Origin of the sequence: Brevibacillus sp. JB24b (assembly GCF_051713385.1) — a bacterium.
Lineage (GTDB): Bacteria > Bacillota > Bacilli > Brevibacillales > Brevibacillaceae > Brevibacillus_B > Brevibacillus_B laterosporus.
In genome coordinates this window covers 41,393-49,769 of sequence record NZ_JBNVQV010000002.1, presented here as the reverse complement: position 1 = coordinate 49,769, position 8,377 = coordinate 41,393, and the positions used below count along the sequence as shown (strand labels likewise).

At 41.4% G+C, this 8,377-nt stretch carries 16 protein-coding genes; all 16 read right to left on the bottom strand.

What is annotated here, in order from left to right; all coding sequences use genetic code 11:
* Nucleotides 1–19 precede the first annotated feature (19 nt).
* Nucleotides 20–442: a hypothetical protein gene (locus ACQV1I_RS25120; RefSeq protein WP_438770125.1), complete on the bottom strand. Its 423-nt coding sequence runs from the start codon at nt 440–442 to the stop codon at nt 20–22.
* 16 nt (nt 443–458) lie between these two features.
* A complete protein-coding gene (locus ACQV1I_RS25115; RefSeq protein WP_438770123.1) occupies nt 459–788 on the bottom strand; it encodes a hypothetical protein in 330 nt (109 codons plus the stop codon).
* 33 nt (nt 789–821) lie between these two features.
* Nucleotides 822–1,046, bottom strand: coding sequence for a hypothetical protein (locus ACQV1I_RS25110; protein ID WP_438770121.1), 225 nt, complete (start codon nt 1,044–1,046; stop codon nt 822–824).
* 37 nt (nt 1,047–1,083) lie between these two features.
* The gene (locus ACQV1I_RS25105) at nt 1,084–1,290 is read right to left on the bottom strand and encodes a DUF7248 family protein (protein WP_438770120.1); all 207 of its coding nucleotides are present in this window, start codon (nt 1,288–1,290) and stop codon (nt 1,084–1,086) included.
* A gap of 2 nt (nt 1,291–1,292) precedes the next feature.
* Nucleotides 1,293–1,634, bottom strand: a complete 342-nt coding sequence (locus tag ACQV1I_RS25100) for a BC1872 family protein (RefSeq protein WP_438770118.1) — start codon at nt 1,632–1,634, stop codon at nt 1,293–1,295.
* The gene (locus tag ACQV1I_RS25095; RefSeq protein ID WP_438770116.1) at nt 1,612–1,788 is read right to left on the bottom strand and encodes a hypothetical protein; all 177 of its coding nucleotides are present in this window, start codon (nt 1,786–1,788) and stop codon (nt 1,612–1,614) included. Before ACQV1I_RS25095 ends, ACQV1I_RS25100 begins: the two co-directional genes overlap by 23 nt.
* A 5-nt stretch (nt 1,789–1,793) precedes the next feature.
* Nucleotides 1,794–2,012, bottom strand: a complete 219-nt coding sequence (locus tag ACQV1I_RS25090; protein WP_116335479.1) for a hypothetical protein — start codon at nt 2,010–2,012, stop codon at nt 1,794–1,796.
* A gap of 15 nt (nt 2,013–2,027) precedes the next feature.
* The gene (locus tag ACQV1I_RS25085) at nt 2,028–3,191 is read right to left on the bottom strand and encodes a hypothetical protein (protein ID WP_236645952.1); all 1,164 of its coding nucleotides are present in this window, start codon (nt 3,189–3,191) and stop codon (nt 2,028–2,030) included.
* A 110-nt stretch (nt 3,192–3,301) separates the two neighbouring features.
* Nucleotides 3,302–4,060 (bottom strand): phosphoadenosine phosphosulfate reductase domain-containing protein, encoded by a 759-nt coding sequence (locus tag ACQV1I_RS25080; RefSeq protein ID WP_438770114.1) that lies wholly within the window; start codon nt 4,058–4,060, stop codon nt 3,302–3,304.
* Between the two features lie 110 nt (nt 4,061–4,170).
* Nucleotides 4,171–4,692: a dUTP diphosphatase gene (locus ACQV1I_RS25075; protein WP_438770112.1), complete on the bottom strand. Its 522-nt coding sequence runs from the start codon at nt 4,690–4,692 to the stop codon at nt 4,171–4,173.
* Between the two features lie 2 nt (nt 4,693–4,694).
* Nucleotides 4,695–4,883 (bottom strand): hypothetical protein, encoded by a 189-nt coding sequence (locus ACQV1I_RS25070; RefSeq protein ID WP_438770111.1) that lies wholly within the window; start codon nt 4,881–4,883, stop codon nt 4,695–4,697.
* A 339-nt stretch (nt 4,884–5,222) separates the two neighbouring features.
* Nucleotides 5,223–5,765, bottom strand: a complete 543-nt coding sequence (locus ACQV1I_RS25065) for a Holliday junction resolvase RecU (RefSeq protein WP_438770109.1) — start codon at nt 5,763–5,765, stop codon at nt 5,223–5,225.
* Nucleotide 5,766: 1 nt separating this feature from the next.
* The gene (locus tag ACQV1I_RS25060) at nt 5,767–6,771 is read right to left on the bottom strand and encodes a DnaD domain-containing protein (protein ID WP_438770108.1); all 1,005 of its coding nucleotides are present in this window, start codon (nt 6,769–6,771) and stop codon (nt 5,767–5,769) included.
* A 751-nt stretch (nt 6,772–7,522) separates the two neighbouring features.
* On the bottom strand, nt 7,523–7,870 hold the full coding sequence (locus ACQV1I_RS25055) for a hypothetical protein (RefSeq protein WP_438770106.1): 348 nt from the start codon (nt 7,868–7,870) through the stop codon (nt 7,523–7,525).
* A gap of 16 nt (nt 7,871–7,886) precedes the next feature.
* Entirely contained in the window at nt 7,887–8,153 is a 267-nt protein-coding gene (locus ACQV1I_RS25050; RefSeq protein ID WP_438770104.1) for a DNA-entry nuclease, read from the bottom strand.
* Between the two features lie 26 nt (nt 8,154–8,179).
* Nucleotides 8,180–8,374, bottom strand: a complete 195-nt coding sequence (locus tag ACQV1I_RS25045) for a helix-turn-helix domain-containing protein (RefSeq protein ID WP_438770102.1) — start codon at nt 8,372–8,374, stop codon at nt 8,180–8,182.
* Between the last annotated feature and the right edge of the window lie 3 nt (nt 8,375–8,377).

Genomic DNA, 8,377 nt, shown 5'->3' with positions numbered 1-8,377 from the left:
TTAGCGTCAATCTCTCTACTCATTGGCTGCCACCATTCCTTTTCTGGAGCTTACGATAAAATTCTGCGTTTCCGAAACCCGTCACATCCTTGAAGTCAAATAATTGTTGGCATGAAGGGCAATAAGGCAGCATTTTTCCCTTTTGATAAGACCGTTCAAGGTTTTTAAACAAAACTGAATGTGGCTTTTCTTTGAACCATTGCAATCTTTGCTCTTCCATGAGTCTATGCTGATAGTTCAAGTGATCGTAGTGTTTTGCCATATCCAACATTGCTTCAAATGGATCTACAACCATGCCACACTCGCAAGTGATTTCACGATTAACCGTATCCACGGTGTATTTACGGAATTCACAAGTGCATTTTCGTTCTTTATTGCGTTCAAGCCGGATAAAATTGAGCTGGATAAGTTTGTCAGATTGGTTCTCACTCACTCTGCTCATTGGCTGCCCTCCTTTTCTAATCAATCCTTTGAAAAGTTAATGCTTCCCATCCAAGATCATTTAGCGTTTTTGTCATTACGATAACAGCCTTTGCGCGCTTATCTCCCTGACCACCACAAGTAGGTGTGATGAAGTAACCCTTCCCAATCCACTCTCTTTTCCCCAAGCAGTACAATCCTGCCCTTTCGATTGCGTCCAATACTGATACTTCACGAGCTCTTGGGATTTTCAAAAATACAGAATCTAGGTTTGCACTACCTCCATCAGTGACTTGGGCAACAGTTTGGCAAGCGATTTCGTTCGCTTCTTTCAAATCTTTGAATAATTTATCGTAATTGGTTGCCATTACTAATCCTCCCTTATCACAAGAAATAGTTTGTTAAACGACCACTATAATGTCGTAGACTATTGATAGGCCGCCTTCATCGTCTTCATCCATTTCAATCACAAATTCTTCTTGGCTTGCTAATGCGGGAATCTCTTCTTTTGAAGAGGAGATCAGTGCGCATCCAAGGTCGTCTGTATATGCATCTGCTCTTTCCCAGCCATCTCGTAAAAAGTGGATTTCTCCATCGATTCTTCTCGCAATTGCGTAACGCTTCATTCCAGCCTCCCCATTTACAAATCGTGTGTTTTGTTAATCATCCAGAAATTCCATTGATCAATTTGCCAAACCAATCCCCCACACTTTCTGGGTTATTCAGCACATAAATCGCAATGTATCCGTAAACTATCCAGCTTGCCACGATGATGGCTGCTACGACTGAGAAGAAAATCCAAAATATCCGTCCCATTCTTCGCATTTCTCTGTCATGTTTTTGAAAAAGATTGCCCCTAAATTTCTTCATAACTACATTTCCACCACTTTCATAGCAGCTTTGCATATGGCTTTTTCCCTAGTTTTTCCTGCACCTTCAAACATTTTTGGATAATTAAAATTCCCGTCTTCAAGCTTAAATATTGCAACCCATCCTCCCTCACAACCCACAAGCTCAAATATATAAAAATGGCTTAGTAGCTTATCTACCACTTGAAAGGCATCAGATAGGTTTTCGAGTGGATTCCAATTCTCGATCCAATCATATTGAGTGGAACTTTTTACCCAAACCGTTTTTTTAGACCAATAAGGTTTGTCGATACGCCACCCCATAACCTCAGTTCCCAGTGTTTCAATGATCTGTTGTTCGATCATTTTTATCTCCCTTTTGCGCATCTTTTTTAATAGAGATTAAGAATGGTAAAACACTAAGCCACAAAGGTGCTAACGATCCAGTAGAATAAACCGATATCCCGATTAAGATGAACAAGGCAACCGTTATAACCGCCCATGCAGTAAATGCATTCATCGTCATTACTCCTTTTCTTTATCTGAATCATTAATACCAGGAACTATTATTTCTGCTATATTCAGAGCTTCCACCATACCAAGTTGGAAAATCTCTTCTCTTGAGTAATCTGCGAAAATACGCCCTCGTGAGTATTCTTTCAACATATTTTCAGCATTCTTTTTTGATAATTTTTTCATATTTACCATCCTTTTTTTGTCCCAACTGTTCTGCTGTTCGGTCATTGTGCTTCCTCCTAACTAGCTTGCTAATGCTCCTATCTTCCAAAGTCGTTCACGAACTTCTGGCCATTTATGGGCTGTAGGACCTTCACCATTCCTATCATTGCAGAACCACTTAGTAAGTGAAGACTTACCGTGTACAACATAATCTCTCAATCCTTTTACCCAACTACTTTCTGAAGATGACATTGGTAGGCAACGAGCATATAAAGACAATTCAACCGGGTTATCAAATATTTTGTTTATCCCCCATGCGTTGCTTTCCAGTTCTTGCAGCCCCAATCTACCTGTTTCCTTTAGGTATAATTTGAATTTGCGAGACAGCCAGTTAATCGAAAACAAATACGACAATATTTCATTTGCTTTCTCCACTCGGTATTCTTTGCCAGCCTTCTTTGCTACCAAATTCCACTTTTCAATTTGTTCTGCCGGAGGAGTCTGTCTTGCTTTTGGATTGTGATGACCTGACGGTTTGATCAGTTTCCGTACCTTGTTTTCAACTTTGTCTAAATCGAACAATTCAAAGCAAGCTTTATTACTAAATTCAAATCGGTTTAATATTACCCACCACATATTGTTTATATTGTGGTAGACCACTCCTCTTTGAAGCCGTCCCTTGCGATCTCGAAAGTATTTAACCTCTCCATCCCTGAGTCTTTTTCCATCTTTGTCTGTAGCGTTGTAATTTGGTTGTTTATCAGCCTTGTCTTCCTCATAGTGCCAACAACTCTTAATCCGATGATTAACCTCTTCCGAAGCTGTTTTAAATACCGGATCGCTATTGTCTGTATACCCCTCGCTAAGCAAAAACTTTTTTATGTGGCTTAACTCAACCAGAAATCTGCACCGAATCAAGTAAGGCATTAGGGACAATTTCTGAGAATCATACTGCCCCCCATTCCGATTGATGGTGTTAACCTCCTGATAGAATTCCAATTGAAATCCTGTTGGATACTTGTGTGACTTGAATCTTAATTCATCTTTTTTACCTTCAAAATAATCTACTGAAATCTCCGGGTATCTCATCAACACACCTTGATCTACTTGAATTTCCCATCCCCTAGACCTCATTATTTCAAAAAGCCTCTCATATGTTGGATGTGATATTTCAGCTTTCGTCCTTACTCCCAAATATGTTCCACTGGAAGCAACGGTATCGCGGAATTTCTTTTCACTGGACATTCTACATCCCCCGTTTATTCATTTTTGTAATCCGACTGTCTATATTTTTTTGTCCCAAATGATCTGCTGCTCATTGCGCTTTCTCCCTAATTATTTTGATAAGCACCAACCTAAACTGTAACTTTTACTCCAACATAGTCCTCCAGGTAGATTGGCTCCTTGCCTTTCATGAACATCGTGTGCCCGATCTTTTTCTCTATCTCTACGTACTTTCGATAAAGCTCTGGGTTTCGTTCAGCTCCATGCCGCAGATCGTTAACGCTCCCCATGATACAGAAGACGCAAGAAAGCCTTTCGTTACGTTCATATGCCCAGAATGGCTTCTGCCCCGCATCAGCGATAACTTGAAACACTTCTGTTGCTGTTAGGTTGAAGATTGGCATCCAATCCCATACGTCACGGTGTCCACAGCTCTCGGCAGCGTTGAAGCGAAACGGTATTTTCTTGGCTCGCGCTGTCGATTCCTCGGCTCTGATGCCCATGCAATTTACTGCAATCGCTGCGCCTCTTGATTTCAGATCATTCCGAATGAATTTGAAGATTGGCCCTCTCTTCAAGTCGCTTGTACATTGCCGATATGCCGCACTAGGCCACATCCCTCTGGCTTCAACCATTCCAAGGAAGGTCTTACCCGCACGAACCACATTCACTTTGTGTTCTGTATTTTTAAAAATGTGGTCTTGGACTCCAGCCCATTCAACATCACCCAGATCTGCATGAACCACTACTAACTGTTCAAATGGGATTAACTGTCGTAGCTTCACATACATAGCCTGGCTGTCTTTCCCGCCGCTGTGTGATACATAGAAGATAGCTCCTTTGCTCACCAGCTTCCGTACTTCATCTGGTAGAAATAGCCCTGGAAACATCTCTTCCCTCCTTGCTTACTACCAACTCTAGCCATCAATCCCTACTCGCTTTCTCCGCCCACTCTCGCAACGCCTGAGCATCGTCAATATCTATCCATGTAAAGCCGTAGCTATTTTGCATCTGAACGCACTCCCGTTGAACCGAAACCGCCTGTTCCTCGCTTCGTATCGCTTAGCTCATCTACCTCAACAAAACTCGCTTGAATAACCGGAGTAATAATACCTTGGGCAACACGATCACCTTTTCGAATGATGTAAGTACCAAAGTCGTATTGTTCTAGGCGGATATCTTCTGGAGATCCATCAATTCGGAATGGTGTAGATGTTGCAATATCATTTTCGGGAAATGAATTTTCGAAAATCATAGAGACTTCCCCACGGTAGTCCGAATCGATAACACCGACACCATTTGGTAAACGGAGAGCTGTATGAATTGCAATTCCAGATCTCATGCATAAAAGAAATACATATCCCCTTGGAATTTCAAAGACTAACCCTAATGGTATTTTTACGGTTTCACCAGGTTCGATAATCGTTTCCTCAACCGCTACAAGATCAAATCCTGCACTACCAGGAGTGGCATATGTCGGTATTACTGCATCTGGATGGAGTTTTTTAATTTTCACTTGCATTATTAATTCCTCCTCAATTCTTCTACTTTCATTCGTGCTAATCTGGTCGCGGTTGCTAATATTGCTGCCATTCGTTTAGGTCCGATACCAGGTGTTTCAGCCAATGCCCTTTCGAAAAGATCCCATGATGTATTTGTACCGTGTTTTATACCAGCAGCTCGTTCCCGCAAAAGCTTCTTTTGCATGCTCAATGGCTGATCATCTCTTCGCGAATAACTTTTTTCTGCCATTCCAGCCAATCTACATTAGTCGCATTTTGATTCGAAAAATTCACCCAAAACCCCGCCCTTTCTCGCTTTTATATAACCTTGATCTGCTTGATCCATGATAAGGAATGCAACTTCGTTTAAATGACGTCCGACTACCTTAGCAATTCCTATGATGGATATACCTTCATTCCACATTTTCCTTACAAGAGTGATTTCATGTTTATAACCAGGTGAAGTCGTAATGCTCACAAGCCACATAGATTTTCTGGCGTTTAATGCTTTCCAGCTTCCGCAGCTCTCTTAATACAGCAGCCTTACTACTCATGCCACGCTCTCCTCAATGAGCTTGTCCACGTAGACTAGGTAATCGAGCAACGCTCGTTTCGTCTTTGGGACCAGATACGCATATTCTTTGAAATCTTTGTAAGGAATACTTTTTGGGCCATCAGCAGAAGCGTGCAACAAGGCCATTTGCATAACTGGCAAAGTCACAAAGTACACCTCACCTCTTTTGGCGAATTCGATAAGGAAGAAGCATATAGCCCCATGTCTTTGCACCTTTTCGAGATATTCAACCTGGTGTAAGTGGATATTATTTAAAGCAAATCTAGTTGTTTCGAGTGTTGACTTTGCCTCAAAATAGATCGATCTGCCTTTGTAAGTACCCTTATAATCGACTGTTGACTTTTTAGCGTAAACACCGTCTATTATCCGTCCCATCCGTAGCTTGATCACTTTTACTGGAGTAGGGAGCTTATTAATTACCGCAATATCTGCCTTATCATACTGATCGTTCGCACGCTCCAGCATGTTTTCGAAAGCCATGCCTCTGTTGCCCTGGCTTATTTTTATTCTTCTTTTCATGTCATCCTCCATCATTTTTGTTTCTATTCCGTCCTGCCTTCATTTTTTCGTACTGCTCCTTTAGGTAAGGATCGTCCATAATTGTCCTTTTTGGTTCTGGTTCAACCGGAGCTCCTTGCTGTTCCTGTTGACGTTCTCTTTCCAATTGCCGCTGCACTGAAGCTGGCAGCTTACTTTGCAAGACTGGTTTGCTTCGGGTTGATCCATTTTTACCAGCATTTCTTTGCTGCTCACGGGCCCGCTCTACTTCTAACAAGTGCGCTTTGACCTGTTCTATCGTTCGAAGATTCCGTTTGGACCAATCTCTCAAAACCGAGTCTATGTACTTCCAACGATAGGCAGCGTTTATAGCAGCAGTTCTAATAGCTTCACAAACAATTGCAGTCCCATCATCAAAACAAGGGTCGTTAATCCATACATCCATATTCTCTAATACAATTGGAGACATGGTTCCGATATTGTTTTGATAGAGCAAAATTGGATTTTCAGGCTCCTTGCCTTCTTCTTCTTCCTTCTTTTCTTCTTTTTCTGTAGTAATCTCTGTAGTAATCTCTGTAGTAATCTCTGGTATTGCTGTACTCAAATCGCATTCCTGGATTGCTGGTTTTGGGTCGTCCATTTGCCCATAATGGTCATTCGTCTGTGGATTTTCACAGTCGATGCACTCAATTTGGGTAGATGGGGAATTATAAAGTTTTTCATAATCGATCGAATACCAATTGGTTTTATCCATTTTGTGTTTGTTGTAATTACCAATAAGAATTATTCCTTGTTTGGAAAGCTTATTGACAACTCTTATAATCGTGCTTCTGCCCCAAAACGGGAATTGCTCTTGCCAATCATCATAGGTGTTGTACACCCATGCCCGGCCATCATAATGGTGTGAACTTTTCTGCAACCAGTAATGTAATTGCTGCACGAATAATGCCTCGTTTAGTCCTATTTTTGTTGCCAGAGAAGGCTGAATAACTAAGGGACGCTCATCAAGTAGTAATTTATTTGACACGATTCTTCCTCCGTGGCTTGATTTTTCTAGGCTAATTCGCTACCATATTTAGTAATTGATTGTTTTTGTGAAACGTGAAAGACTCCGCTGCTACGGGGTCTTTTTTTATAGACCTGTAACGACCTTTTTTCTAGTACGGTTGTTAACGATCCACATCTCAGAATATCCATTCGGATTTAGGTTTCTAAGATAGGCGCTCATATCAATTAGAGTCTTTTTGTCGTTACACAGGCCTAGTAACCTCTCTGCTCTATCTCTTGTTGTAACCAACGAAAACCTGTGCAGCTTGTGCTGTCTAATAGCTAACATTTTTCATCAGTCCCCTTCTTCGACAAGCTCTGCCAACACCCTATTTCCTTGTAACGTTTTCGTTTCCCATTTCGGGAAATGCTTTCGCATATAAGCCTTAGCAAACCTGATTCGTGCAGCCTGGCTGTTGAGTGCCATGTATAGGTCTGGTAATAAAAACCACTGTTGAATTGGTCTTTTCGTATAGCATCACCCCTTTCAAAAAGATCGCCACCGCCCCTACCTCTGCGGCAGCCGTACAGCTCCTGTGACTGCGCCCGTTGACCTTTACTTTGTATGCTTTGATCGGACGGAATGGCGCGGCAGTGCAGACACCGCGCTCTTAGGCGCTCGGATCGAACGAGCAGCTCCCCCTGTCCCTCACCGTCCAGGGTTATCATCAACCCATGCAACCCACAAATTTTTATGAGCTCCATGCGGAGATGATTTCCCCGCTTGTTAATTACTTATTATTTAGTGCGTTATCTAATAATCTATTGAATATATAGGCTTCTTCTTGGGTAATTGGTTGATTGTCCAAGTTCGTATCAAGACGACGGTTAGCCCAGTTACATATTGATAGGACCGTCGATTCTAATGCTTGCTGGATCTCATTAGCCTTATCAGGTTTTTGCTCCATTTGTATTCCCTCCCCTACATCTATACCGAGCATCTTGAAATAGGCTTCGAATCGTTTTCTAGCTTCATCACATACCTCTTGTCCCGCTGTAGGAGCCATGCGTGCAAGTTCGGGCTCTAAGGTTCTAAGAAAAATATCTGCTAGTCGAAGATCAAATTCGGATTTGGTCATATAATCGCTCCCCTTTTTATGTATAAATTCGTTTCCCCAATTCTTTGTAATGATTAAAAAGTTTCTTTTTCTTTAAAAAACTAATTTGGGTACTAACTGATCCCTCTAATCGGCCTAGCCCTAGCGCAAGTGATTTAATGTTGTCGGTTTCGCAAAAGTGGCATATATAAGCTAGTTCGTGAGTTGTGAAAGCTTTTTTTTGATTTGGATGAAAGTCTGGATGGTACTTCAACCTCCCTTTTTTGTCATATTCAATGGCATCACGATGATTTTCACTAATCATAAGATTCACCGATTTTCTGACTTGTATTAAGTTTTTTTCATAAGCTCATCTGGAGTTGTTTCTAAAGCATTAGCAAGCCTTAATAGCATTGGATAATTCAGCCTTTTACCCCTTACGCCATTTTCTATTTGAGAAAGATAAGCTTTAGATATTTCAGCTCTTTTTGCCACTTCTTCAAGTGAAAGGCCTAACTCTAAACGACGACTTTTGAACCTGTTCACTAA

What these genes read in the sequence shown, in the direction of transcription:
- ACQV1I_RS25100 (WP_438770118.1), bottom strand. Translation starts at nt 1,634, where the DNA reads ATGATCGAACAACAGATCATTGAAACACTGGGAACTGAGGTTATGGGG.
- ACQV1I_RS25050 (WP_438770104.1), bottom strand. Translation starts at nt 8,153, where the DNA reads ATGATTAGTGAAAATCATCGTGATGCCATTGAATATGACAAAAAAGGG.
- ACQV1I_RS25115 (WP_438770123.1), bottom strand. Translation starts at nt 788, where the DNA reads ATGGCAACCAATTACGATAAATTATTCAAAGATTTGAAAGAAGCGAAC.
- ACQV1I_RS25080 (WP_438770114.1), bottom strand. Translation starts at nt 4,060, where the DNA reads ATGTTTCCAGGGCTATTTCTACCAGATGAAGTACGGAAGCTGGTGAGC.
- ACQV1I_RS25075 (WP_438770112.1), bottom strand. Translation starts at nt 4,692, where the DNA reads ATGCAAGTGAAAATTAAAAAACTCCATCCAGATGCAGTAATACCGACA.
- ACQV1I_RS25105 (WP_438770120.1), bottom strand. Translation starts at nt 1,290, where the DNA reads ATGAAGAAATTTAGGGGCAATCTTTTTCAAAAACATGACAGAGAAATG.
- ACQV1I_RS25120 (WP_438770125.1), bottom strand. Translation starts at nt 442, where the DNA reads ATGAGCAGAGTGAGTGAGAACCAATCTGACAAACTTATCCAGCTCAAT.
- ACQV1I_RS25085 (WP_236645952.1), bottom strand. Translation starts at nt 3,191, where the DNA reads ATGTCCAGTGAAAAGAAATTCCGCGATACCGTTGCTTCCAGTGGAACA.
- ACQV1I_RS25055 (WP_438770106.1), bottom strand. Translation starts at nt 7,870, where the DNA reads ATGACCAAATCCGAATTTGATCTTCGACTAGCAGATATTTTTCTTAGA.
- ACQV1I_RS25090 (WP_116335479.1), bottom strand. Translation starts at nt 2,012, where the DNA reads ATGACCGAACAGCAGAACAGTTGGGACAAAAAAAGGATGGTAAATATG.
- ACQV1I_RS25065 (WP_438770109.1), bottom strand. Translation starts at nt 5,765, where the DNA reads ATGAAAAGAAGAATAAAAATAAGCCAGGGCAACAGAGGCATGGCTTTC.
- ACQV1I_RS25110 (WP_438770121.1), bottom strand. Translation starts at nt 1,046, where the DNA reads ATGAAGCGTTACGCAATTGCGAGAAGAATCGATGGAGAAATCCACTTT.
- ACQV1I_RS25095 (WP_438770116.1), bottom strand. Translation starts at nt 1,788, where the DNA reads ATGAATGCATTTACTGCATGGGCGGTTATAACGGTTGCCTTGTTCATC.